At 69.9% G+C, this 20,050-nt stretch carries 21 protein-coding genes; 10 read left to right on the top strand and 11 right to left on the bottom strand.

The genetic code is table 11. The annotated features are described in order from the left end of the window. The 3 genes from ABTZ89_RS17675 to ABTZ89_RS17665 form a co-directional block, all read right to left on the bottom strand. The coding region (locus tag ABTZ89_RS17675; protein WP_351045795.1) for an NAD(P)-binding domain-containing protein at nt 1-229 on the bottom strand (229 nt) is incomplete at its 3' end. Between the two features lie 18 nt (nt 230-247). Next, nucleotides 248-1,207: an NAD(P)-dependent oxidoreductase gene (locus ABTZ89_RS17670; RefSeq protein ID WP_351045792.1), complete on the bottom strand. Its 960-nt coding sequence runs from the start codon at nt 1,205-1,207 to the stop codon at nt 248-250. Next, a complete protein-coding gene (locus tag ABTZ89_RS17665; RefSeq protein WP_351045789.1) occupies nt 1,204-2,106 on the bottom strand; it encodes a helix-turn-helix transcriptional regulator in 903 nt (300 codons plus the stop codon). Before ABTZ89_RS17665 ends, ABTZ89_RS17670 begins: the two co-directional genes overlap by 4 nt. Before the next feature lie 221 nt (nt 2,107-2,327). On the opposite strand from ABTZ89_RS17665, the gene ABTZ89_RS17660 reads away from it, so the two are divergent. From ABTZ89_RS17660 to ABTZ89_RS17635, 6 genes are all read left to right on the top strand, one after another. After that, the gene (locus tag ABTZ89_RS17660) at nt 2,328-2,660 is read left to right on the top strand and encodes a carboxymuconolactone decarboxylase family protein (RefSeq protein WP_351045786.1); all 333 of its coding nucleotides are present in this window, start codon (nt 2,328-2,330) and stop codon (nt 2,658-2,660) included. Nucleotides 2,661-2,702: 42 nt separating this feature from the next. After that, the gene (locus ABTZ89_RS17655; protein WP_351045783.1) at nt 2,703-3,110 is read left to right on the top strand and encodes a (R)-mandelonitrile lyase; all 408 of its coding nucleotides are present in this window, start codon (nt 2,703-2,705) and stop codon (nt 3,108-3,110) included. A gap of 73 nt (nt 3,111-3,183) precedes the next feature. Beyond that, a complete protein-coding gene (locus ABTZ89_RS17650; RefSeq protein ID WP_351045780.1) occupies nt 3,184-5,280 on the top strand; it encodes an AfsR/SARP family transcriptional regulator in 2,097 nt (698 codons plus the stop codon). Further along, the gene (locus ABTZ89_RS17645) at nt 5,277-6,179 is read left to right on the top strand and encodes an oxidoreductase (protein ID WP_351045778.1); all 903 of its coding nucleotides are present in this window, start codon (nt 5,277-5,279) and stop codon (nt 6,177-6,179) included. Before ABTZ89_RS17650 ends, ABTZ89_RS17645 begins: the two co-directional genes overlap by 4 nt. A gap of 206 nt (nt 6,180-6,385) precedes the next feature. Further along, nucleotides 6,386-7,198, top strand: coding sequence for an SAM-dependent methyltransferase (locus ABTZ89_RS17640; RefSeq protein ID WP_351045775.1), 813 nt, complete (start codon nt 6,386-6,388; stop codon nt 7,196-7,198). Between the two features lie 92 nt (nt 7,199-7,290). Next, on the top strand, nt 7,291-9,435 hold the full coding sequence (locus ABTZ89_RS17635; RefSeq protein WP_351045772.1) for a putative bifunctional diguanylate cyclase/phosphodiesterase: 2,145 nt from the start codon (nt 7,291-7,293) through the stop codon (nt 9,433-9,435). Nucleotides 9,436-9,470: 35 nt separating this feature from the next. Here the strand turns inward: ABTZ89_RS17635 and ABTZ89_RS17630 are convergent, their stop codons facing one another. Beyond that, nucleotides 9,471-9,755: a hypothetical protein gene (locus ABTZ89_RS17630; protein ID WP_351045769.1), complete on the bottom strand. Its 285-nt coding sequence runs from the start codon at nt 9,753-9,755 to the stop codon at nt 9,471-9,473. A 262-nt stretch (nt 9,756-10,017) separates the two neighbouring features. Here ABTZ89_RS17630 and ABTZ89_RS17625 point away from each other — a divergent pair, with 262 nt between their 5' ends. After that, entirely contained in the window at nt 10,018-10,761 is a 744-nt protein-coding gene (locus ABTZ89_RS17625) for an AAA family ATPase (protein ID WP_270949031.1), read from the top strand. Between the two features lie 39 nt (nt 10,762-10,800). Here the strand turns inward: ABTZ89_RS17625 and ABTZ89_RS17620 are convergent, their stop codons facing one another. Together ABTZ89_RS17620 and ABTZ89_RS17615 are read right to left on the bottom strand one after the other, a co-directional pair. Further along, on the bottom strand, nt 10,801-11,721 hold the full coding sequence (locus tag ABTZ89_RS17620; RefSeq protein ID WP_351045766.1) for an aminoglycoside phosphotransferase family protein: 921 nt from the start codon (nt 11,719-11,721) through the stop codon (nt 10,801-10,803). A 77-nt stretch (nt 11,722-11,798) separates the two neighbouring features. Then, complete coding sequence (locus tag ABTZ89_RS17615; protein WP_351045764.1) at nt 11,799-13,238, bottom strand: LVIVD repeat-containing protein; 1,440 nt, start codon at nt 13,236-13,238, stop codon at nt 11,799-11,801. 236 nt (nt 13,239-13,474) lie between these two features. Between ABTZ89_RS17615 and ABTZ89_RS17610 the strand changes: the two genes are divergently transcribed. Then, nucleotides 13,475-14,122 carry a DUF305 domain-containing protein gene (locus tag ABTZ89_RS17610; protein ID WP_270949027.1) on the top strand — a complete coding sequence of 216 codons (648 nt, stop codon included), beginning with the start codon at nt 13,475-13,477 and terminating at the stop codon, nt 14,120-14,122. A 9-nt stretch (nt 14,123-14,131) separates the two neighbouring features. Here ABTZ89_RS17610 and ABTZ89_RS17605 read toward each other — a convergent pair whose 3' ends face one another. Then, nucleotides 14,132-15,292, bottom strand: coding sequence for a Cmx/CmrA family chloramphenicol efflux MFS transporter (locus ABTZ89_RS17605; RefSeq protein WP_351045761.1), 1,161 nt, complete (start codon nt 15,290-15,292; stop codon nt 14,132-14,134). 327 nt (nt 15,293-15,619) lie between these two features. On the opposite strand from ABTZ89_RS17605, the gene ABTZ89_RS17600 reads away from it, so the two are divergent. Continuing rightward, on the top strand, nt 15,620-16,435 hold the full coding sequence (locus tag ABTZ89_RS17600; protein ID WP_351045758.1) for a maleylpyruvate isomerase family mycothiol-dependent enzyme: 816 nt from the start codon (nt 15,620-15,622) through the stop codon (nt 16,433-16,435). Between the two features lie 2 nt (nt 16,436-16,437). Here ABTZ89_RS17600 and ABTZ89_RS17595 read toward each other — a convergent pair whose 3' ends face one another. The 3 genes from ABTZ89_RS17595 to ABTZ89_RS17585 all read right to left on the bottom strand — a co-directional run bounded on the left by ABTZ89_RS17595 (nt 16,438) and on the right by ABTZ89_RS17585 (nt 17,932). Then, the gene (locus ABTZ89_RS17595) at nt 16,438-16,794 is read right to left on the bottom strand and encodes a GntR family transcriptional regulator (RefSeq protein ID WP_270949024.1); all 357 of its coding nucleotides are present in this window, start codon (nt 16,792-16,794) and stop codon (nt 16,438-16,440) included. Between the two features lie 72 nt (nt 16,795-16,866). Then, nucleotides 16,867-17,496 (bottom strand): DUF4232 domain-containing protein, encoded by a 630-nt coding sequence (locus ABTZ89_RS17590; protein ID WP_351045754.1) that lies wholly within the window; start codon nt 17,494-17,496, stop codon nt 16,867-16,869. Between the two features lie 70 nt (nt 17,497-17,566). Beyond that, on the bottom strand, nt 17,567-17,932 hold the full coding sequence (locus ABTZ89_RS17585) for an STAS domain-containing protein (RefSeq protein WP_351045751.1): 366 nt from the start codon (nt 17,930-17,932) through the stop codon (nt 17,567-17,569). 68 nt (nt 17,933-18,000) lie between these two features. On the opposite strand from ABTZ89_RS17585, the gene ABTZ89_RS17580 reads away from it, so the two are divergent. After that, nucleotides 18,001-19,353: a pentapeptide repeat-containing protein gene (locus ABTZ89_RS17580; RefSeq protein WP_351045748.1), complete on the top strand. Its 1,353-nt coding sequence runs from the start codon at nt 18,001-18,003 to the stop codon at nt 19,351-19,353. On the opposite strand, the gene meaB is transcribed toward ABTZ89_RS17580, so the two are convergent. After that, a partial coding sequence (meaB, locus tag ABTZ89_RS17575) for a methylmalonyl Co-A mutase-associated GTPase MeaB (protein WP_351045745.1) occupies nt 19,350-20,050 on the bottom strand: 701 nt, incomplete at its 5' end. The genes ABTZ89_RS17580 and meaB overlap by 4 nt on opposite strands.

The raw sequence follows: 20,050 nt of genomic DNA, 5'->3' as shown, positions 1-20,050 counted from the left end.
CGAGGATGTCGTACATCGCCGCGTAATCGGTCAGGCTCAGCAACACCAAATCGCTAGCACCCACCGCCTCCGCCGGGGTCGCGGCGAGCACGGCACCGCGCGCGACCACGCCATCGGCACGGCTCGCGGTCCGGTTCCACACCGTCACCGGGTGCCCGTCCTCCAGCAGGACGTTGACCATCGCCTGCCCCATCGGCCCCAGACCGATCAAGGTGACCGACTGGTTCATGTTGTTCTCCAAGGGGTTTCAGCGCTTGAGGAGTTCGATGACGCCGGTGAGGTCTTCGTCGGCGTGGCCGTCGGCGACCCGGCGCTTCATCAGCGCGTGCAGGGGCGTGAGCAGTTCGGCGCTGATGCCCTGCTCCTCCGCCGCGATGAAGTGGTTGACGTACCCGGCTTCCTGCATGCCGAGGTTGGAGACCACGTCCTTGCCGTAGTCGCCGGTGTCGATCTGCTCCGCCGCCGCCACCGGCCAGCCGTTCATGCCCTGCAACCAGCGGTTCAGCAGCGGGGCGAACTCCCGCGTCGAGCCGCCCGCCGAGCGGATCAGGGCGAAGGCGTGCAGGGTTCCCGCGATCGTCCCGTACATGCCGGAGAGCAGCGCGAGGTCCTGCAGCGCCGCGGAACCCGGGTCGTCACCGACGTACTTGCTCTCGCCGAAGACGTTAAGCACCGGCCGCCAGGCTTCGAAAGCCCCGCTCGGGCCGCTGTAGAGCACGAACGCCTCCGGGGTGGCGATCATCGGCGGGACCGCCATGATGCCGCCGTCGAGGTAGTCGGCGCCGTGGTCGGCCGCCCAAGCGGCCATCTCGCGGGCCTGGCCGGGCGTGCCGTTGGTCAGGTTCACCAGGGTGCGCCCGGCGAGCACGTCGGTGTGCGGGGTCAAGGTCTGGCTCACCGAGTCGTAGTCGAGCAGGCAGACCACCACGAGGCGGGAGGCCAGGATCGCCTCGGCGGCTGTGCCCGCGCTGGTCGCACCCTTGGCCACCAGCGGTTCGGCCTTGGCCGCCGTGCGGTTCCAGACCGCGACCTGGTGACCCGCCGCGAGCAGCGCGCTCGCCAGCGCCGATCCCATGTCTCCGAGCCCGAGCACGGACACCGTCTTCTGGTTCATCGCAACTCCTTCCGTCGACGTCCACCCTGCTCGGGCCCGCTCACGGTCCGCGCACGATCGGCTGGGGGTCGCGGTGGAAGGAGTGCCGGTCACTGACCGCCCGGCGCGGCGCTGAGCTCGGTCGCGGCCCAGCTGGCGAGGAGTTGGAGCGACTCGGCGGAGGGCGAGCCGGGGTCGGCGGTGTAGGCGGTGAGGGTGAGGCTGGTGTCGGTGGTGAGCTGCATGGCCTCGAAGTTGAGGGTGAGCTCGCCGACGGCGGGGTGGCGGAATCCCTTGACGCCGGTGCGGTGCAGGCGGACGTCGTGGGCGGCCCACCGGGTGCGGAAGTCCTCGCTGCGGGTGCACAGCTCGCCGATGAGGTCGGACAGGCCCTTGTCGTGGGGGTCGCGGCCGGCTTCGGTGCGCAGGATCGCGACCGAGGTGCGGCAGGAGGCGTCGTAGTCGGGGAAGTAGTCGTGCGCGGCGGGGTCGAGGAAGCCGAACCGGGCGAGGTTGGGTGGCGTGTGCTCGCTGGTGCGCGTGGGGCTGTCGAAGACGGGTGAGTACAGCGCTCGGGCGAGCGGGTTGGTGGCGAGGATGTCCAGGCGGCCGTTGCGGACGAACGCGACCGTGGTGGTCATCGAGTCGATGATCTGCTGCACGATCGGACTGACCCGCTGCGGGGCCCGCCGGCGCTGCCCCGACCTGGCCTGGGGGCGGCCAGCGGCGTTCGCGGCGCGGGCGAGGTCGAACAGGTAGACGCGTTCGGCTTCGTCGAGCTGGAGCGCGGCGGCGATGGCGTCGAGGACGCCGTCGGAGGCTCCGGCGAGGTTCCCCTTCTCCAGCCGGGTGTAGTAGTCGGCGGACACGCCCGCGAGCATCGCGACCTCTTCGCGGCGCAGGCCGGGGACCCGGCGGTTGCCGCCGTAGACGGTCAGGCCGGCCTGCTCCGGGGTGATCTTGGCCCGGCGGGTGACCAGGAAGTCGCGGACCTCGCTGCTCTTGGCGCTCATGCCATGAACGGTACGACCGAACCCCGGGGCGAGGGGGGTTCTGCCAGAACCCGGAACGATGCGACCTCCCGCGTTCACGCAGGTGGGCGTTCCCTCGAGGCGTGACGACATCGAGCACCGCAGGCCCCCGGCCGCTGGTCAGCGCCGAGCCCGGCAGCCGTCGGCCGGCAACCCCGCCAGAACAAGTGATCCACAGAGGACAGTCCAGAGAGGACGACGTCGTGACCGACGAGAGCACCGACCGGGCACCCTCCGGAGCGGAGAAGATGTTCGGCGACTTCGCACCGGGGCTGGTGCACTTCACCGACGACGTGCTCTTCGGCGAGGTGTGGAAGCGCACCGAACTCACCCCGAAGGAGCGCAGCCTGGTCACCGTCGCCGCGCTGACCACCAACGGCAACACCGAGCAGCTGGTCTACCACCTCGGCCTGGCCAAGGAGAACGGCAACACCGAGGCCGAGCTGGTCGAAGCGATCACCCACCTGGCCTTCTACGCGGGCTGGCCCCGGGCGATGGCCGCGATGGCAGTCGCCAAGCAGGTCTTCGACCGGTGACGAGTCCACATCGGACCAACCCACCCGACCAAGGAGAACATCGTGGAACACACCCAGGTCAACGACACCGCCAAGGCCCCGTCCACCGCATTCACCGGTGATGTGCACGTCACCCCGATCCAGAAGGCGCAGCCGCCGTCGCGGCTGATCGCAGCCCTGGTCCGGTTCACCCCGGGTGCCCGCACCAACTGGCACTCCCACGCCAACGGCCAGGCCCTGCACGTCACCGAAGGCGTCGGCTACGTCGTCAACCGCGACGGCCAGGTGATCCGCATGCGCGCCGGCGACACCGTGTGGACCCCGCCCGGCGAGGAGCACTGGCACGGCGGCACCAGCACCACCTGCATGAGCCACATCGCCATGCTCGAAGGCACCGACGATAGCGACGGCACCACCTGGCTCGAACCGGTCACCGACGAACAGTACGCCGCCGCCCACCAGCACAGCTGAAGCCGCGGCGGCCGTAGGCCCCCGCCCGCCGCTTCGAGGGCGGTCGGTCGGGGGTGCTGGCTAAGGTGAGGTCGTGCGTTTCGGAGTGCTCGGGCCGTTGGAGGTGTGGACCGCCGGGGGTGAACCGGTCGTCGTTCCCGAGGCCAAGGTCCGCGTCCTGCTCACCGCGCTGCTCGCGCACGACGGGCCGGTGTCGGCGGATCGCCTGGTCGACGCCCTGTGGGGCGCCGAGCTCCCCGGCAACCCGACGAACACGCTGCAGACGAAGGTCTCCCAGCTGCGCAAGGCCATCGGCCGCGAGCTCGTGACGTACCGCCCCGCCGGTTACGCGCTGGCTGTCGACCGGGACGCCGTCGACGCGCACCGCTTCCGCGGTCTCGTCGCGCAGGCCCGCGCGACGGCGTCGCCCGATGCACGCCGGGCACTGCTCGCCGATGCGTTGGGGCTGTGGCGGGGATCGGCGTTCGCCGACTTCGCCGACGAGCCGTTCGTGCAGGCCGCCCGCCACCGCCTGGCCGAGGAGCACCTCGACGCGCTGGAGGAGTTCGCCGAAACCCGCCTGGAACTGGGCGAGCACACCGCGCTCATCGGCGAGCTCGGCGAACTGGTGGCCGCGAACCCGCTGCGGGAGCGGCTGCGCGCGCTGCAGGTCCGGGCGCTCTACCGCGCCGGGCGGCAGAACGAGGCGCTGGCCAGCCTCGCGGACCTGCGGGAACGGCTGGCCGACGAGCTGGGCATCGACCCGAGCCCGGAGCTGGTCGAACTCCAGCAGGCCGTGCTGTCCCAGGACACCTCGCTCGCTCCCCCGCCCGCCGCCGCGCACAACTTGCCGACCCCGCTGACCGATCTGGTCGGGCGGGACGGCGAGAGCGCCCGGGTACTGGCGCTGCTGAGATCGTCCCGGCTGGTCACGCTGACCGGGCCGGGCGGTGTGGGCAAGACGCGGCTGGCGATCGAATCGGCCCGCAGCGCGGCGTTCCGGGACGGCGTGTGGCTGGTCGAGCTGGCCGGGATCCAGCCCGAGGCGGGCGCCTGCCCGCTGGAGCACGCCGTGCTCGCCGCGCTGGACGTGCAGGAGGCCGCGCTGTCGACGGCGGATCCGCTGGTGGACGCGTTGCGCGCGAAGGAAGTCCTGCTGGTGCTGGACAACTGCGAGCACGTGATCACCTCCGCCGCGACGATGGCCGCGCGGCTGCTGCGGAAGGTGCCGGGGCTGCGGATCCTCGCCACCAGCCGGGAAGCGCTGGGCATCGCGGGTGAGACCCTGCTGCCGGTGCCTCCGCTGGACGTGCCTGATGCGGGCGCCGACGTCGACGCCGTCCGCACCTCGGCCGCCGTCCAGCTGTTCACCGCGCGAGCCGCCGCCACGTCACCCGGTTTCGACGTCGACACCTCCAACTCCGCTTCGGTGGCGGCGATCTGCCGCCGCCTCGACGGCATTCCGCTGGCGCTGGAGCTGGCCGCCACCCGGATCCGCGTCCTCGGGGCGAAAGCTCTCGAGTCCAGGTTGGACGATCGGTTCGCGCTGCTGAACTCCGGCCACCGCGATGCACCGGAGCGCCAGCGGACGCTGCACGCGATGATCGACTGGAGCTGGCAGCTGCTGCCCACCGCGGAGCGAATCGTGTTGCGCCGCTTGGCGATCCACCGCGACGGCTGCACGCTGTCCACCGCCGAAGCGGTGTGCTCCGGCGACGGTGTCCGCCCGGCCGAGGTGCTGGACCTGCTGGCCCGGCTGGTGGACCGCTCGCTGGTGGTCGCGGCGGAATCGGCTACCGGCGAGCTCCGCTACCGGCTGCTGGACAGCGTCGCCGCCTACTGCTCGCAGCGGCTGCGCGAAGCCGAGGAGCACGACATCGTGCGGCAGCGGCGCAACGAGCACTACGCAGCCCTCGCCGAACAGGCCGAAGCCCAGCTGCGCGGCCCTGACCAGCGACGATGGCTCGAACTGCTGGACGCCGAGGCGACCAATCTGCGCGCTGCGCTCGACGACGCCTCGCCGGAGCTGGCGTTGCGGCTGGTCACCTCGCTGGCCTGGTACTGGTTCCTGCGCGGCAGGCTCAGCGAGGCCCGGCAGTCGCTCGCGGCGGCGCTGGCCGGCTCGGGCGGGGCGGGTGTGAGGATCCGCTCGTTGCCCGGGGTGGCGTTTTCTAGCAGCATCGCGGCGTGACGAGTGCTTCCAACGCCCTGGGTGGCGTGTTCCAGTTGACCGCGGACCGCCAGGTCAGCCGGGTCGGGTTCGGCGCGATGCAGTTGGCCGGGCCCGGTGTGCTCGGCCCGCCCGCCGACCGCGAGAAGGCGGTCCAGGTGCTGCGGCGCGCCGTCGAGCTGGGCATCGACCACATCGACACCAGTGACTTCTACGGCCCGTGGGTGGTCAACGAGCTGATCGCCGAGGCGCTGCGCCCCTACGGCGACGGCCTGGCGCTGGCCACCAAGATCGGTGCCTACCGCGATCACGAGGGCGGTTGGCTGCCGCTGAACCACCCGGACGCGCTGCGCGCCCAGGTGCACGACAACCTGCGCCGCCTGCGGCTGGAGACGCTGGACCTGGTCTACCTGCGGCACACGGTGGACCGCGGGATCTCGCTGGCCGATCAGCTCGGCGCCCTGGCAGAGCTGCGCGAGCAGGGCCTGGTGCGCGGCATCGGTCTGTCCAATGTGTCCGTCGAGCAGTTCGAGGAAGCGCGGCAGCACGTCGAGATCGCCGCGGTGCAGAACCTGTACAACGTGGTCAACCGGACCTCGGCGGAGCTGCTGGCGAAGACCGCTGAAGCGGGCGCGGCGTTCGTCCCGTTCTTCCCGCTGGGCTCCGGTTTCGCGGACAGCCGGGCGCGCGAGGACGAGGTGCTGCGCGGCATCGCCGAGCGCCACGGCGCGACGCAGGCGCAGGTTTCGCTGGCCTGGCTGCTGCGCCGTTCGGAGAACGTCCTGCTGATCCCGGGCACGTCCTCCCCGGCGCACCTGGAGGAGAACACGGCGGCCGCCACCGTCGAGCTCTCCGACGCCGACGTCGAAGCCCTGAACGCTCTGGTCGCCGACGGCGAAACCCTCGAAGAGGCGCACTGAAGCACGCACCCGGGGTGGCGGTTCCTGGCGGGACCGCCACCCCGCTTCGCGAAACCGCCCGCAGCACCTGGGGAAACGGGGTCCCGCGATCAGCTGAATGACGATCTCGATCGATACGGAAATCGCATCGGGATTACGCCCTGCGGGGTGGGGTGGTGTCACCCAGTAGTCTGGTCGACACGCAACGGTGCGAATGCGAGGCAGACGTGACCGAACCAGCCACCACCTGGGTGCCCGACGAAGTCGACGAAGAGGTCCCCAGCGCAGCACGGCTCTACGACTACCTGCTCGGCGGTGCGCACAACTTCGCCGCGGACCGCGCGCTGGCGGAGAAGTTCCTGACCGCGCTGCCCAGCGCGAGGGACGTCGCCCGCCTCAACCGGGCTTTCCTGCGCCGCGCCGTGGTCTTCATGGGACAGCACGGCGTCCGGCAGTTCCTCGATGTGGGCTCGGGAATCCCGACGGTCGGCAACGTGCACGAGATCGCCCAGACCGCCGATCCGCAGGCGCGCGTGGTCTACGTGGACTACGAGTCCGTGGCCGTCGCGCACAGCCAGCTGCTGCTCGACGGCAACGAGCGCGCCACCATCCTGCAGGCCGACATGGTCGAGCCCGAGTCGATCCTCCAGCACCCGGACACCCGGCGGCTGCTGGACTTCGACCAGCCGATCGGGCTGATCATGGCCGGGGTCTTCCACTTCGTGCCGCACGAGGCCGACGCCCCGGGGATCATCGCCCGCTACCGCGACACGCTGGCCCCCGGCAGCTTCCTGGCGCTGTCGCACTTCACCGCCGACATCAGCCCGGACGAGATGGCCGGTGTCGTCGAGGTGATGCGGCGCAGCGCCGACCCGATCCACACCCGCACGCACGCCGAGGTCACCGAGCTGTTCACCGGCTTCGAGCTGGTGGAGCCGGGCGTGGTCGGCACCGCCCTCTGGCGGCCCGACCGGCCCGAGCAGGCCGCCGACGAGCCCGGCGGTTCGCAGATCTACGCGGGGGTGGGACGCAAGCCATGAGGCGGGCGCGGGGGCGCCTGCCGGTTCCACGATGATGTTAGGAAAGGTGTGACTGGGGCGGAGCGCCCGACGAACGTTGCTGGACGGTTGAGATGAGCGAGGGTACGGCGGACGAGCCGCATCGCGTGCTGGTTCCCCAGCGCCGCGATGGTGGCTGGCGGGCCGAGGTCGCCCGCCGCTGGGCCGCGCAGCTGAGCACTGCCTCCTACATCCCGCTGTCCCGCGCGACCGTCGAGGAGGTGCTCGGCGAGCTGGTCGACCGCATCGTCGCGGCGCTGGACGACCCGTCAACCCTGGCCGAGACCGGTCGCGACGTCGGCGCCCGGCTGGTGGAGATGCACGCCACCGGCGAGTCCAGCCTGCCGCTGAGCCTGGACCTGCTCCGCGAAGCGCTGGTGCAGCGCTTCGGCGAGGACGAGGTGCACCGGATGCTGGTGCTGGTCGCGGCGATCGCCGCCGGCTACGCGGCCGCGGACCGGGAGAGCACGTTCGTGCAGCAGGAGACGCTGAAGAAGGCGCTGCTGCGCGCGAAGCTCAAGGCCGACCGGGAGCTGGCGGCCAGCGAGGCGCGGTTCGGCGAGGTGTTCACCACGACGCCGATCGGGGTCGCGATCTGCGATCTGGAGGGCAAGTTCGTCCAGGTGAACCCGGCGTGGGAGCACACCCTGGGCTACCGGGACGCGGCCCTGACCTCGATGACCATCCACGACCTGTTCCACCCCGAGGACGCCGAGTACCTGGCGGCGGCCTACCGGGAGCTGGCGGAGGGCGGCGGCGCCAAGCGCCTCAGCGACCGCAAGCGCCTGCTGCGCGCCAACGGCGAGGAGGCCTGGGCGTACCTGGCGGTTTCGGTGCTGCGCGACTCGAACGGCGCGCCCCTCAACTTCGTGACGATGGTCGAGGACATCACCGAGCTGCACATGCTGCAGGCCCGGTTCCAGTACCAGGCGCTGCACGACGTGCTGACCGGGCTGCCCAACCGGCAGTACTTCTCCACCCGGCTGGAAGCCGCGCTGGTCAACTTCCCGCGCGAGTCCCGGATGACGCTCTACCACCTGGGCCTGGACGGGTTCGAGCTGATCAACGACGGTCTCGGCTACGAGGTCGGCGACCTGGTGATCAAGACCGTGGCGCGGCGGCTGGAGCAGCTGGTCGAGGACGAGGAGGCGCTGGTCGCCCGCTTCGGCGGCACCGAGTTCGCCATCCTGGTGTGGGAGCAGGAGAAGACCCCGCCGGTGCCCGAGGTCGTCCGGCTGATCAACGACCTGCTCGCCGAGCCGGTCTACGTCGGCGACCAGGGCATCGCGGCCTCGGCGAGCGTCGGCGTGGTGCAGCGGCAGGTGTCCGAGGCGGAAGCCTCGACCATGCTGTGGGCCGCCGACGTCGCGCTGCGGCGCGCGGAAGCGGCGGGCAAGCGGCAGTGGGCGCTGTTCGACCCGGACCGGGCGCCGGAGGAGCGGATCGAGTCCAAGCTGGCCGCGGTGATGCCGGGCGGGCTGGAGCAGGGCGAGTTCGACGTGGTCTACCGCCCGATGGTGCGCCTCGACGGCTCCGGGCTGCTCGGGCTGGAGGCCGGGCTCCGCTGGGACACCGCGGAGAACGACACGCTGGACCACGACGGGTGCCTGCGCCTGGCGGAGCGCTCCGGGGTGACGCTGTCCTTGCGGGACTGGATGGTCGACACCGCGTGGCGCCAGATGTGCGAGTGGCACACCGACGGGCACCGGGTGCAGCTGAACCTGTCGTTGAGCCCGAACCAGGGCCAGGACCCGGACCTGGCGGCGGTGATCCACCGGGCCCTGGACTCCTGCGACATCGAGCCGGAGTGGCTGCGGCTGTGCCTGCCGATGGTCGCGGTCCGCGGCGACAACGAGGAAACCCGCGACAACCTCCGGTTCCTGAGCAGTCGCGGCATCAAGGTCTCGCTGCACGGCTTCCAGGGTTCGCCGGAGGAGTTGCGCCTGCTGCGGGAGCTCCCGGTGGACGCGGTGCGCTTGGCCGACGAGGTCGTCGCGATAGTGCACGACTCGGAATCCGGCGACGAGCCGGAGGTGCAGGCGATCCGCAGCCTGGTTCCCCTGACGCGGGCTTGCGGCGCGCAGCTGTGGGTCGGCGGCGTGACCAGCGAGCAGCAGGCCGAGATCTGGCGCGAGATGGGCGCCGAAGTCGCCTCCGGCCGCTACTTCGGCGATCCGCTGTGCTCCTTCGACGTCCCCGACTTCCTGCGCGGCGGCTGAGGGGCACCTCCGCTCGGGAGGTGCCCCCGATCCGATCAGTCCGACAGCTCGACCATGCCGGTCTTGGCGTCGTAGCGCTGCAGGTTGACGACGAGCTGGCCGGCGTTGTGCATCTTCGGCACCCGCTTCTGCGCCGTGCCCGACTCCTCGGTGTCCGATGTGGACTCACTGGTGCCGGGGTCCGGCGGTGCGGGCTGGGTGATCACCACGGTCAGCGGGGCGGCCGGGGGCGCGGGCTGCTGCGCGCAACCCGCCGTGGTCAGCGCGACCAGGCCCAAACCCGTTGCTACCAGTGCGATTGCCCGGCGGCGGTAGTTCATCGGTGGAACTCCTCGAATCGTCCTGAGAAGAGGGGATCTTCCTTGCGCCTCTCTAGACGGGCGGAGCGAACCGCGGGTTGTTCCGAAAACGATCAACTTCTGGTGTGTTCGCGATAACCGCACGTGGACGATTTCCCCGAAGTGCAACGGAAGGCACCCCCTGCCCCTACGATGCGCGAGTCGTGTCGTGGGCATGTGCGACCCTCGATCCGGACCGAGACCCACCGGTCCGCGAACGCCACCACGCTGATCGGAAGGCTGAATGCTCGTTCACCGCGCTTACATCCCCGACGCGCAGCGCCCGGAGTCCTTCGACACCTGGCCGTACACGGTGCCGTGCGTGGCCGAGCTCGCCGAGCGCGGTCTGACCTTCAACGCTCCGGTGACGATGCTGGTCGGGGAGAACGGTTCGGGGAAGTCGACGCTGGTCGAGGCGCTCGCGGAGAGCTTCAAGCTCGACTCGCACGGTGGGCGGGCGGGCCGCAAGTACGTCAACGACCGGCCCAAGACCCCGCTGGGGGAGGTGCTCGCGCTGGAGACCACCCCGGCCGGGCGGAGGATGCTCACCGGACCGCGAACCAGTCGCAAGGGGTTCTTCCTCCGCGCCGAGACCGCGTTCGGGCTGCTGAACACGATCAGCGCCCTGGAGCTGTACGGCTATTGGGAGGAGGACACCTCGACCATGTCGCACGGCGAGGGCTTCCTCACCGTGTTCGAGTCGATGTTCCGGGAGCGCGGCTTCTACGTGATGGACGAGCCCGAGGCCGCGCTGTCGTTCGAGTCCTGCCTCAAGCTGGTGGCGCTGATGCACCGGCTCGGCGAGACCGGCGCGCAGGTGGTGTGCGCGACGCACTCGCCGATCCTGGCCGCCACGCCCGGCGCGGACATCGTCGAGGTGGGCGAGCACGGCACCCGCAGGACGAGGTGGGACGAACTCGGGCTCGTCGACCACTGGCGCCGCTACCTGGCCAACCCGGACAGCTACCTCCGGCACATCGTCGACTGATCGCTCCGCTGGTGATCGGGCTGGATCCGCATCGTCCGGTCAGCGCACCGAGGAGGCGGTGAGGCGCCGCAGGGACTCGGCTGCTGGTGGTCCCCACGTGGCCTTTCCTCCCGGGTGGCCGTGGACTCCGGCATCGCCGACGAGCGCGCAGACGAGCGCCTTCACCAGCGCCCAGCCGCGGGCGCGGCGCCGGGTCGCCGCGTCGGCAGCCGGCGAATAGCTCTGGTGGAAGCGGTCGACGGCCCCGTCGGGCAGCAGGAGCCAGCAGGCGGCCAGGTCGCAGGCCGGGTCCCCGGCGCACATGTCGCCGAAGTCGACCACGCCGCAGAAATTTCCGTCCCTCGTCAGGAGGTTCGCCGGGTGCAAGTCCCCGTGCAGCCACAGCGCCGGACCTGTCCAGGCGGGCGCGGCCAGCGCGTCGTCCCAGACCTCGCGCACGGCGTCCGGGTGGGGGACCAGCCCGCGATCGGTCGTCTCCGCCAGGAGAGGGCCGAAATCTTCGCTGATGTCGGCCAATGGAGAACCTCGGCGGTGCCGGCCGGTCGGTGCGTCATCAGGCGCGGGCTGGTGCAGGGCCGACAGGAAGGCCGCCAACGTGTCGGCCGCTTCCGCGCCGCGAGTCGCGGGGGCGCGGTCAGCAGGTTCACCGGGGACCCACGTGGTGACGATCCAAGAGCGCGGGAACCGCTCCGAGGGCCGGCCCAGGCGCTGCGGAACTGGGATCGGCAAGGGGAGGCGCGGCGCCACGGCAGGCAGCAAGGCGTGCTCCTTGCGGAGCAGCTCGTCCGCGCCCTCGGTGGCCCAGGGCAGCCGGACCGCGAGGTCGTCGCCGAGCCGCCACAGCTGGTTGTCCCAGCCACGAGCACCGAACGTCACGGGCAGGTCGGCCAGGTCGGGGTGCTGCTCCCGGAGCAACTCCGCGATCAGATCCGCGGTGATCTCATCTCCATCGTCGGTCACAGCAGCGACAGTAGCGCTCGCGGACGTGGGAAGGGCCCCGCCAGATCCTGGCGAGGCCCTTCTCCGTCGTCACCGCGTCAGCGCTGGTAGACCGGCTGGGTTTGCGGGTTGAACTCCTCGTACCTGACGTTCTTCGCGTTGTTCGTCCGCGGGTCGTTGATCTCCAGGACGTCCAGGCCGTCCTGGATGCCGCTCGAGTAGACGTAGCCGTTGTAGTAGTACGCCGACCACGAACCCGAGATCTCCAGCTTGCCCGGGTCGAACGGGGTGCGGTCGAAGTAGCCGATCTCCTTCGGGTTGGCCGAGTCGCTGAAGTCCCACACCGACACGCCGCCCTGGTACCACGCCTGCACCATGTAGTCGCCGCTCTTGGTCGGGATCAGCGAACCGTTGTGCGCCACGCAGTTCTCGGTGTCCTCCTGGAACCGCGGGATCTTGTAGTAGCTGCGGAACTCCAGCTTCGCGTCCGCCCCGGAACCGGCGATGTCGTAGATGCCGTTGGCACCGCGGGTCGGACCGGTCTTCTCGTTGCAGGTGGCCGCGCCGCCGCCACCCAGCTCGTCGGTGAAGACGACCTTGGTGCCCTCGTTGTTGAAGGTGGCGCTGTGCCAGAACGCGAAGTTCTCGTCGTCGCGGACCTGGTTGATCACGCGCGGCTTCTCCCGGTCGGAGATGTCGAACAGCACGCCGTCACCCATGCAGGCGCCGGCGGCCAGGTCCTTCTCCGGGAACGCGGTGATGTCGTGGCAACCGGTGGTCGCGCTGGTGTAGCCGTTGCCGGGGTTGCCGCCGTCCGGGAACAGCACCGGCGCGTCGACCAGCACCGGCTCGGCCGGGTTGTCCAGCGGCACCTTGATGATCGAGATCTTGTCGTGCGGCGGCTGGCAGCCCGGGAACTCCGCTCGCGGACCGTAGGAGGAGACGTAGATGTAGACGTCCTTGCCCGCCTTGTCCGGCACCAGGGTGTTGGTGTGCGAACCGCAGTCGGTGGAGATGGCGGAGACGTAGCGCGGCTCGGCCGGGTTGCTGACGTCGTAGATCCGCATGCCCTCCCAGCCGTTGGGGTCGGCCGCGGTGGTCGACTCGCTGGTGCACGTGTCGTTCGTGCGCGGGTAGTCGACGGAGACGAACAGCAGGTTGCCCGAGATCGACACGTCGCCCTGGCCGCCGGGGCAGGCCACCTGCGTGACGATCGACGGCTTGGTCGGGTTCTTGATGTCGTAGACCACGAACCCGTCGTAGTTGCCGACGTAGGCGTGGTCGCCCTTGAAGGCGATGTCCGTGCCGTAGGCGTTCAGCGTGTTGAACGGTTCCTGCTTCGGCATGTTCGCGACGTGCCTGATGTTGTCGCTCTTCTGGACGTCACCGGTCGGCCCGGCGACGGTGCGCTCCGCCGCAGGCTCCGGGGCGTCGTGCGCCGGGGTCGCGGCCGAGGCCGGTGCGAGGACCAAACCGAGGGACACAACGCCGAGTGCCGCGCCCAACGTGCGCCACCTGGGAGTACGTCTCAAAACCATCCACCCCTGCTGCTCGGGTCGGTCACCGCCCCTGGTGAGGGCAGCTGCGACCAGCGGCGCATCGAAACCGCCGCCGGAGATCAGTATTGTTTTGCCCGGTTCTGGACCCAATAGGCCAGTTGGCCGCTTTTGCCGCCGGATCCCATCTGGCGGACTCGTTTTGCGCGACGGCGCCGCTGGGCTAAACGCCTTCGGTGCTGGAAGGTGGACGAGATCGTGGAACTGAGGAGGACTGGATGCGCCGGTTGACCGCCGCGTTGCTGATCGCGGTTGCTGGACTCGCCGGATGTTCGGCCGAGCAGCCGGAATCGCCGAAGGTGGTGCTGCCGGGCGCACCGGGGGACCAGCCGCGGGTGGTGTCGAGCGTCGAGCCGGAGGCCGGCGTCCCGGTCGACGCGGAGGCGGACTACCTGCGCATGATGATCGCGCACCACCAGCAGGCGCTGGAGATGACAGCGCTGGCACCGGATCGCGCCCAGCACCCGAAGGTCCGGGCGCTGGCGGAGCGCATCGGTGGCTCGCAGGGGCCGGAGATCGGTGCCATGCAGGGCTGGCTGGCCAGCCGCGGTCTCGACGAGCAGCCCGGCCATGACGAGCACAGCGGCCACGGCCAGCACGGCCAGCCGACCGGGCACGACCACTCGACGATGCCGGGCATGGCGACGCCGGAACAGCTCGCCCAGCTGGGCAATTCCACCGGCGCCGACTTCGACCGGCTCTTCCTGCAGCTGATGATCGCCCACCACGAGGGCGCCCTGACGATGGCCACCGACATCATGACCAAGGGCCGCGAGGAACAGGTCCACGCGATGGCCCAAGACGTCCTGGTGACCCAACAAGACGAGATCAACACCATGCGAGGGCTGCAGGAAGAGGTCGGCTGACCAGTCGGCTCACCGCTCGACGAGCGCGTGTCCCGACAGGAGCGTGATGACGAGAGCTACCGCCGTCAGAACGGAAGCGACCCACACAGGAGCGAGCGTTCCCAGCCCGGTTGCGAGACCGAACGCACCGAGAGCAGGCCCAGCAGCGGCTCCGATGTTCAGCGCGGCGGTCGCGTATGAACCACCCATCGTCGGCGCGCCCGAGGCGGCGTAGAGGACCCGTGTGATCAGGGTGCTGCCGACACCGAACGACAGCATTCCCTGAACGAGAACCAGAACGATGAGAAGCACGGGATGCGACGCGAACAACGCCAGCACGACCCACCCCGCCAGCAGAAGCGGTCCACCGACAGCGAGCACGAGGCCAGGCCGTTGATCCGACAGCCGCCCTGCGATCGTGACACCGAGGAACGATCCGACGCCGAACATCACCAGCGCGATGGAGATCCACCCATCAGCCAGCCCCGCAATCCCGGTCACGACGGGTGCTAGGAAGGTGAAAGCTGCGAAGGTGCCGCCGTTGACCAGTGCGCCGAGCGTCATCGCGAGGACGAGCCGAGGCGAGCCCAACTGGCCGAGCTCGGCCAGGAGCTTCGGCGAGACGGCCTTGGTCGCCATCTGGCCGGGCTTGTTCGCGACTTCTCGAAGAATCCCGATGGCCGCAGGAATGCAGAGGAGGGCAATTGCCCAGAACGTCGTGCGCCATCCCATCGCGATGCCGAGCAGCGCCCCGGCAGGCACGCCCGCGACATTCGCGATCGTCGTGCCGGACAGCAGGATCGACAGGGCTCGCCCTTTGCGATTTCCGGGCACGAGAGCGGTTGCGGTGCTCAGTGCGACGGCAAGGATTCCGGCGTTCGCGAGCGCACTGATCACACGGGTGACGAGGAGGAGCGGGAACACAGGTGTGATCGCTCCAACGACGTGGCAGCTCGAGAACACGAGCAGGCAGACGAGCAACGTGAGCCGTGGCGGCCACCGACGAGCGAACGCGGCCATCATCGGCGCGCCGACGACCATTCCGATGGCGAATGCGGAGGTCAGCAGACCTGCTGTGCCGACGGTGACGTCGAGATCGGTTGCAATCGCGGGGAGCAATCCCGCGAGCATGAACTCCGAGGTGCCCATGACGAAGACCGCTAGGGCAAGCACGTGGAGAGCGAAAGGCATCGAGTGCTCCGAGGTGAGAGATCGAACGTGGTCTTCTCGTCACCACGGCCAGCGGCCCGGAGTACGCCAGACACCCCCGTGCGGGGCTGGGGCGCTTAGCAGTTCACGGGGCTGACGGTGTGACCGGCAGCCCCAGACGTGTCTGACTCGGGACTCGACATGGCGTGGACTCTACATGGGCTGGATGGCGATGTTCCTGGACGGTTGCCTGTGCGTCAGCGCGATGTCATTGCGCGCGGAGGAACGAAGTCCCTGGACACCACAGCTAATTCGATGGCTGTTGCGGGGCGGGGGTGGGAGCATCCCGGCATGACGAGATTCGGGCCCGTGCTGGATGTTCGTCCCTTGTTCGTCCGGGAGCGGGCGGAGCTGCTCGCGCTGCTGAGGTCGCTGAGTGCCGAGGACTGGGCGAGGGAGACGGTGTGCCCGGGTTGGGACGTGCACGACGTGGTCGGGCATGTCCTGAACGACTACGTGCGGCGGATTTCCGGGAGTCGGGACGGGTTCGCCGGGGCGACTTTCGCCAACGACGAGACCCTTCCGTCCTACTTGGCCCGCACCAACGACGAATTCGTCCGGGCCGCGCGCCAGTGCAGTCCCGAGTTGATGATCGAGCTGCTGGGGCACCTCGGCCCGGAGCTGGACCGGCTGTGGGCGGGCTTCGACCTCACCGCACCTGCTCCGCTGGACGTGTCCTGGGCGGGTCCGGGCCCGAGCCCGGCCTGGCTGGACATCGCCCGCGAGTACACCGAGTTCTGGGTGCACCAGCAGCAGATCCGGGACGCGGTGGGACGACCGGGCGCCGATCAGCCGGAGCTCGTGCACCCCGTGCTGGACACGTTCTTGCGAGGATTGCCGCACGCGCTGCGCGAAGTCGAACGACCGCACGGCACGGCGGTCCGAGTCGTCGTCACCGGCCCGTCAGGAGGAACCTGGCAGGCGGTATCCGACGAGGGGCGCTGGCGGATGGCCGGTGACGAGACTGAGCTCAGCGCCGGGGCGACGGTCACCATGCGACCGGACGATCTGTGGCGGCTCGCGACCAGGGGAATCACCGTTGCCGAAGCCCGCCGACGAGCAGACGCGGAGGGCGATCCTGCCCTGGTCGAGGCGGTGACGGCGCTGCTCGCGGTCGTTGCCTGAGCTCAGGCCTTCAACGCTGCTCGGACGATCGCGAGGGCTTCGTCGGCGGGGATTCCCAGGGCGTGGGTGATCTGGGCGTAGGTGGCTGCTGCTTCGGCCGCTCGGGCCGCTGACTGGTCGCCCGCGTCGGAGACGAAAGTGCCTGCGCGGCCCCGGGTTTCGATCAGGCCGACCTGCTCCAGCTCGCGGTAGGCCTTGGCCGCCGTGTTGGCCGCGATGCCCAGGTCCGCGGCGAGGGCTCGGACGGTCGGGAGCTTGGTACCCACCGCCAGCTCGCCGCTGCGGATCTGCTCGGCGATGGTCGACCGCACCTGCTCGAAGGGCGGCACGTCGGAGTTGGCGTCAACGCTGATCCGCATGGTCCATCGCTTCCGGTCGAGGTCAGTGCGGTCCCAGTATCCGCTCCAGTCCCGAGTGGACTCCAGCCGGGATCACGCCCGCCCGTACGGGGAGATCGACACACCCTTGGCGCACACGCTGCCGCCGGTCCACGGGGTTTCCTTGGCGTCGGAGGTGTTCGGCGGGTACACGGCGACGGTCTTCGGCTCGAGGCAGGGCGAGGACTCCGGGCTCGACGACCAGCCCAGCGGCGCGGTGAACCGCTCACCGGGCTTGATCTCCAGCAGCTCCTGCGTCGAACCGCTCTGGCTGGTGGGGATGCTGAGCTGCTGGTGGCCCGCGTCGTAGAACTTCAGCTCCGGGAATCCGCCCAGGTTGCAGGCCTCGGTGCCGACGTTGGCGATGAACAGGTCGGCCTCGCGGGCCACGTCCTCGTCACCGTGGTGCTCGACGCGCACCGACAGCGCGTCGGCCGTGCACTTGCCGAAACCCGTTCCCTCACCGGGGTGTTCCTCGGGCTGCCCGTTGCCCGACTGCTCGGAGGATTCAGCGGACTCCGAGGTTTCCCGTTCCGGCTGGTTCGGGTTCGGCTCGCCCACGGCGATGCCCCGCTGCCCGCCGTTGGTCGGAGTGGGGGCCGAAGCGCCCGACGCGCAGGAGCTGAGACCGACGCTGAGCGCGACGGCGGAGAGCACGGCGATGGTGGTTCGCTGGTGGCGCACTTTCACCCTTCCGGACGTTCGAGCAGTCCACCGTGGGACGTGCGCCGGGGCACCGGGGTTGCTTCGGATCTCAGGATTTCCGGAACGCGTCGGGCGCGCGCCAAGAGCGCGCCGAGGGGAGATCGGGCACGATGGGGAGCAGTTCGTTCAGGCGGGTGATCCGGAAGAGCCTGAGCAGCCGCTCCGCGGTGCACACCAGAACCAGGTCGCCGTCGTTGGTGCGCATCCGCTTCAGAGCACCGACCAGAACGCCGAGCGCCGTGCTGTCCATGAAGTCGACCCGGGTGAGGTCCACGATCAACCGGGTGGCACCGTCGTTCGCCGCGTCGATCAACCGTTCCCGCAGCGCGGGCGCGGTGTAGACGTCGATCTCGCCGCTGACGGAGATCAGCGCGACGTCGTCGGGCAGCCGCGTGCTGGTTGCGCTGAAGTCCATGTCGTCCACGGTATCGGCCGAACCCGATCCGGCGCCGTGCTCGCGCGGTCGGTGGCATGCTCATCGGCATGATCGGTTCGTGGTGGAAGTGGCCGGGGCGGGAAGTCGGGCGCGTTTCCGTGATGCCCGCCCGGTCGATCTGGATCGGGGCGCTGGTGCTGCTGGTGGTGGCGGCGGTCTCGATGTGGACGCTGCTCGCCCTGTTCGGAGCCGGAAGCCCGCAGGACAAGGTCCGCCTGGAGATCATCAAGCTGGCCGGCGGCATCGTGGTCGGCACCGGCGGTGCGGCTGCGCTGCTGCTCGCCGCACGGCGGCAACGCGCCACCGAACTGCAGCTGGCTCAGAACGAGCGGGATCTTGCGCAGAAGGAACGCGCCGCTGACGACGCCCGCCACGATGCCGTGGAAAGGCGGATCACCGAGCTCTACTCCTCCGCCGCGGAGCAACTGGGATCGGACAAGGCCCCGGTGCGCCTGGCGGCACTCCACGCGCTCGAACGGCTCGCCCAGGACAACCCCGGCCACCGGCAGACGGTCGTGGACCTCCTGTGCGCCTACCTGCGCATGCCGTTCGCCAATCCCGACACGACCGGCGCGGAGGAACGGGACGAACAACGTCAGGAACTCCAGGTGCGGCTCACCGCACAACGCCTGCTCACCGCTCACCTCCGTCCCGGAGCGGATTCGAAGTTCTGGGCCGATATGGATCTGGACCTGACCGGAGCCATGCTCGTCACGTGGGGCATGGAGGCCTGCCGCATCCGCAGCGCTTTGTTCGACGGAGCGGTGTTCAGCCGCGACGCTTCCTTCCGGCAAGTGGAGTTCGGGGGTGCGGCTTCGTTCCGCAAAGCCAGGTTTCGCGGTGCGGCTTCGTTCGACGGAGCTCGGTTCCATGAGAGGGCCGGGTTCGGCGAGGTGGAGTTCCTCGGTGAGGTTTCATGCCGCACGGCGGAGTTCGACGGCGCGGTTTCCTTCGACGAGAGCGTTTTCCACGATCCGGCCTCTTTCTCCGAGGGGAAGTTCAGCGGTACGTGTTCGTTCCGGCAGGTTGACTTCCGAGACGTGATTTCGTTCCGGGAGGTGGAGTTCGGCGACGCGGCATCGTTCGGTGATGCGGAGTTCCGCTGCGGGGCGTCCTTCGCGGGAGCGCACTTCCAGGACACCGCCTCGTTCGGTCTGGCGCGGTTCCAGGGCACGACTTCGTTCTGCGAGGCGGAGTTCTGGGACGTGCCGTGGTTCGACCAAGCCCAGCTGGAGGAGCTGGACCTCTCCGAGGCCTGGACCCTCGCACCTGACCGTGCGACCGATCAGGATTGGCTGCGGAGATTTCCCAGGTGGCGGCTCGTCGACGGAGAAGTGCCGGATGAGCAGCAGCGCCGTTGGTGGCGATTCGTACCGGACACCCGGGAAGTCGCCGACTAGGAACTGCTCCGGAACGCGTCGAGCAGCCGTTCCGCGGCCAGTCCTGCGGTCAGTTCTCCCGCCCGCACCTGGGATTCCACCTCGCCGAGGATCTGGCTGACTCCCGGGTGGTGCGTCAGCTCGGACATGAGCTGGTCGCGCACCAGCGCCCAGGTCCACTCGACCTGCTGGCGGCTGCGCTTGTCCGCGAACTCGCCGGTCTCGGTCAGCGCCTCCCGGTGCTGCTCGACCTGCTCCCACAGCGAGTCCAGGCCGAGGCCCTGCAGACCGCTGCAGGTCAGCACCGGCGGCGTCCAGCTGGCGCTGATCGGGGTGAGCAGGCGCAGGGCGCCGCGGAGTTCGCGGGCGGCCTTGCGGGCTTCGGCCGCGTGATCGCCGTCGGCCTTGTTGACCGCGATGATGTCGGCCAGCTCCAGGACGCCCTTCTTGATGCCCTGCAGCTGGTCGCCGGTGCGCGCCAGGGACAGCAGCAGGAAGCAGTCCACCATGCCCGCCACCGTCACCTCGGACTGGCCGACACCGACCGTTTCCACCAGCACCACGTCGAAACCGGCGGCCTCCATCAGCACGATGGTCTCCCGCGTCGCGCGCGCGACCCCGCCGAGCGTGCCCGCCGACGGCGACGGCCGCACGAACGCGGCCGGGTCGCTGGCGAGCTTGCCCAACCGGGTCTTGTCGCCGAGGATGCTGCCGCCGC

It is taken from the genome of Saccharopolyspora sp. NPDC002686 (assembly GCF_040295745.1).
Taxonomy (GTDB): Bacteria; Actinomycetota; Actinomycetes; order Mycobacteriales; family Pseudonocardiaceae; genus Saccharopolyspora; species Saccharopolyspora oryzae.
This window is presented reverse-complemented; position numbering and strand designations above follow the sequence as displayed.

Excerpts from the sequence above, each read along its gene's own strand:
- ABTZ89_RS17615 (WP_351045764.1), bottom strand. The coding sequence starts at position 13,238 with ATGGTTTTGAGACGTACTCCCAGGTGGCGCACGTTGGGCGCGGCACTC.
- ABTZ89_RS17595 (WP_270949024.1), bottom strand. The coding sequence starts at position 16,794 with ATGCGGATCAGCGTTGACGCCAACTCCGACGTGCCGCCCTTCGAGCAG.
- ABTZ89_RS17585 (WP_351045751.1), bottom strand. The coding sequence starts at position 17,932 with ATGGACTTCAGCGCAACCAGCACGCGGCTGCCCGACGACGTCGCGCTG.
- ABTZ89_RS17610 (WP_270949027.1), top strand. The coding sequence starts at position 13,475 with ATGCGCCGGTTGACCGCCGCGTTGCTGATCGCGGTTGCTGGACTCGCC.
- ABTZ89_RS17605 (WP_351045761.1), bottom strand. The coding sequence starts at position 15,292 with ATGCCTTTCGCTCTCCACGTGCTTGCCCTAGCGGTCTTCGTCATGGGC.
- ABTZ89_RS17665 (WP_351045789.1), bottom strand. The coding sequence starts at position 2,106 with ATGAGCGCCAAGAGCAGCGAGGTCCGCGACTTCCTGGTCACCCGCCGG.
- ABTZ89_RS17630 (WP_351045769.1), bottom strand. The coding sequence starts at position 9,755 with ATGAACTACCGCCGCCGGGCAATCGCACTGGTAGCAACGGGTTTGGGC.
- ABTZ89_RS17635 (WP_351045772.1), top strand. The coding sequence starts at position 7,291 with ATGAGCGAGGGTACGGCGGACGAGCCGCATCGCGTGCTGGTTCCCCAG.
- ABTZ89_RS17625 (WP_270949031.1), top strand. The coding sequence starts at position 10,018 with ATGCTCGTTCACCGCGCTTACATCCCCGACGCGCAGCGCCCGGAGTCC.
- ABTZ89_RS17580 (WP_351045748.1), top strand. The coding sequence starts at position 18,001 with ATGATCGGTTCGTGGTGGAAGTGGCCGGGGCGGGAAGTCGGGCGCGTT.